A 3,130-nucleotide genomic window follows, 5' to 3' on the forward strand; every position below is an offset into this window, starting at 1 on the left:
TATACTGCAGGGGCCCTGTATAAGGTTCGGCACCGACCTACTCTCCCACCTTTTACGGCAGTACCATCGGCTCTGGCGGGCTTGACTGCTCTGTTCGGAATGGGAAGAGGTAGACACCGCCGATATAGGCACCTGAATATCTTTAGCAATGGAAATATCCATTGACATCATGACATACATCGGAAAAGAAAAGAAAAAATCGAGGGAACAAAGGAACTTTCCGGCGCGGAAAGCTTCGGGCTATTAGTACCGCTCAGCTGTGATGTCTCCATCTATACACCTGCGGCCTATCAACGTGGTAGTCTCCCACGGCCCTGTAAGGAAGCCTAATCTCGTGGCAGGTTTCGCACTTAGATGCTTTCAGCGCTTATCCTGACCGCACGTAGCTACCCAGCAGTACACCTGGCGGCATAACTGGTTCACCAGAGGTGCGTCCAGCCCGGTCCTCTCGTACTAAGGCCAGACCCACTCAAACTTCCAACGCCCACAACAGATAGGGACCGAACTGTCTCGCGACGTTCTGAACCCAGCTCGCGTGCCACTTTAATGGGCGAACAGCCCAACCCTTGGGACCTTCTCCAGCCCCAGGATGTGACGAGCCGACATCGAGGTGCCAAACCTCCCCGTCGATATGAGCTCTTGGGGGAGATCAGCCTGTTATCCCCAGAGTACCTTTTATCCTTTGAGCGATGGCCCTTCCATGCGGAACCACCGGATCACTATGTCCGTCTTTCGACCCTGGTCGACTTGTTGGTCTCACAGTCAAGCAAGCTTTTGCCATTGCACTCCGCGTACGGTTACCAAGCGTACTGAGCTTACCTTTGAAAGCCTCCGTTACCTTTTTGGAGGCGACCACCCCAGTCAAACTACCCACCAAACAATGTCCTCTGATATACAGAGTTAGGGAACCCGTACGGAAAGGGCGGTATTTCAAGGGTGTATCCACACGTCCTGGCGAACGCACTTCATATACTCCCGCCTATCCTACACATCCCGTACAGATTCACAATGTTAAGCTATAGTGAAGGTTCATGGGGTCTTTCCGTCCCGTTGCGGGGAGCCGGCGTCTTCACCGGCACCACAATTTCACCGAGCCCATGGCTGAGACAGCGCCCAGATCGTTACACCATTCGTGCAGGTCGGAACTTACCCGACAAGGAATTTCGCTACCTTAGGACCGTTATAGTTACGGCCGCCGTTTACCGGGGCTTCGATTCAATGCTTCTCTTGCGATGACATCCCCTCTTAACCTTCCGGCACCGGGCAGGTGTCAGGCCTTATACCTCATCTTGCGATTTCGCAAAGCCATATGTTTTTGTTAAACAGTCGCCTGGGCCTTTTCACTGCGGCTTCTCCATCGCTGGAGGAAGCGCCCCTTATCCCGAAGTTAAAGGGCCATTTTGCCGAGTTCCTTAGCCATGGTTAACTCGAGCACCTTAGGATTCTCACCCCAACCACCTGTGTCGGTTTGCGGTACGGGTCTTATATACCTGGAGCTTAGCGGGTTTTCTCGGTAGCAAGATTACCTGCACTATCTGCGCCGCCGAAGCTTTGCAGTACTGTCGGGGTTCAGCAGAATCTGCGGATTTGCCTACAGATAATGTACCTACGCCCTTCAACGCACTATTCCGTCAGTGCGCGGCAGTGTCACGACTACGTCACCGCATCGCAGTATATAAGAGTACGGGAATATTAACCCGTTGTCCATCGGACATCGCCGTTCGGCTGGTCCTTAGGCCCCGACTGACCCTGATCCGATTAGCGTTGATCAGGAAACCTTGGTCTTTCGGTGGGCGGGTTTCCCACCCGCCTTATCGTTACTCATGCCTACATTTGCTTTTCCATACAGTCCAGGACAGGTCACCCTGTCCATTCACCCCGCATGGAATGCTCCCCTACCAGTACATCCCGAAAGATGTAATCCATAGCTTCGGTACCGTTCTTGATGCCCGTTTATTATCCACGCCCGGCCGCTCGACTAGTGAGCTGTTACGCACTCTTTAAATGAATGGCTGCTTCCAAGCCAACATCCTAGCTGTCTGGGCAACCGGACCTCGTTAGATCAACTTAGAACGGATTTGGGGACCTTAGCTGATGGTCTGGGTTCTTTCCCTCTCGGCCTTGGACCTTAGCACCCAAAGCCTCACTGCCGAATATATTTAACGGCATTCGGAGTTCGTCTGGATTTGGTAGGATTTGACTCCCCCGCACCCAATCGGTAGCTCTACCTCCGTTAAACTCTATATCGACGCTGTTCCTAAAAACATTTCGGGGAGTACGAGCTATTTCCCAGTTTGATTGGCCTTTCACCCCTACCCTCAGGTCATCCGGAAACTTTTCAACGTTTATCGGTTCGGTCCTCCATTGCGTGTTACCGCAACTTCAACCTGCCCAAGGGTAGATCACAAGGTTTCGCGTCTACCTCCACCGACTACACGCCCTATTAAGACTCGCTTTCGCTCCGGCTCCCCCGCTGAACGGGTTAACCTTGCCGGTGAAGTGTAACTCGTAGGCTCATTATGCAAAAGGCACGCCGTCACGGCAATATGCCGCTCCGACTGTTTGTAGGCACACGGTTTCAGGTTCTTTTCACTCCCCTGTTCGGGGTCCTTTTCACCTTTCCCTCACGGTACTGGTCCACTATCGGTCTCCCAGGAGTATTTAGCCTTGGCGGATGGTGCCGCCGGGTTCACGCAGGATTTCTCCGGTCCCGCGCTACTCAGGATACTGCTATGTCCGTAGTCTTTGCCCGTACGGGGCTATCACCCGATACCGCGCAGTTTCCCACCTGCTTCCGGTTCTTCATACGGTACAACGTTGCAGTCCTACAACCCCATTCATGCCGTAACATAAATGGTTTGGGCTTCTCCGCGTTCGCTCGCCACTACTTGCGGAATCACTCTTGTTTTCTCCTCCTGCGCCTACTTAGATGTTTCAGTTCAGCGCGTTCGCCTACCACATTAAGTGGTATGACATGCCTTCAGCATGCCGGGTTGCCCCATTCGGAAACCCGCGGATCAAGTCGTATGTGCCGATCCCCGCGGCTTATCGCAGCTTGTCGCGTCCTTCTTCGCCTCTGGGAGCCTAGGCATCCCCCGTGTGCCCTTATTTACTTTCTTCCGTCTGCTGC

General features: G+C 53.4%; 2 rRNA genes. Both read right to left on the reverse strand.

The window, feature by feature from the left end:
* Nucleotides 1–24: 24 nt before the first annotated feature.
* A 5S ribosomal RNA gene (rrf, locus tag EWE74_RS20995) occupies nucleotides 25–136 on the reverse strand.
* Between the two features lie 87 nt (nucleotides 137–223).
* A 23S ribosomal RNA gene (locus EWE74_RS21000) occupies nucleotides 224–3,120 on the reverse strand.
* Nucleotides 3,121–3,130: the final 10 nt, after the last annotated feature.

The organism is Sphingobacterium corticibacterium (assembly GCF_004208525.1).
Taxonomy (GTDB): domain Bacteria; phylum Bacteroidota; class Bacteroidia; order Sphingobacteriales; family Sphingobacteriaceae; genus Sphingobacterium; species Sphingobacterium corticibacterium.